Below are 323 nucleotides of genomic sequence, written 5' to 3'. Positions count from 1 at the left end.
TAGCATATAAAACTGCTAAACTTCCAATTAGGATCAATTTTCCAACCCGGTACTTTTGAGTAACATTTGCCGAATTTTCTATCACTCCCTTGATCTTATGCCGTTTTGAATCGGGAAAAAGATTTAATAGAAAGGCTTTGAACCGATGCCTGTAATTGAGCAGGAAAAAAATGTAGATAAAAGTGAGCAGGTAATCTCCAAAAAATCCAAGAGCCTTATTAAGGAAAGTTGCTGCTTTTTGACCGGTATTGGAATTACTGCCCATAAAAGGTATACCAGACCCTTCTTTAGATTTTTCAAGATCCTTCTCCTGTAAGGGGGTA

1 protein-coding gene is annotated in these 323 nt (G+C 37.2%); it reads right to left on the bottom strand.

The window, feature by feature from the left end; all coding sequences use genetic code 11:
* Positions 1-323 (bottom strand): AI-2E family transporter (locus HC175_RS22150; RefSeq protein ID WP_168140012.1); only part of this gene is annotated, 323 nt, incomplete at both ends.

The sequence above is a fragment of the Salinimicrobium oceani genome, assembly GCF_012037645.1.
This window is presented reverse-complemented; position numbering and strand designations above follow the sequence as displayed.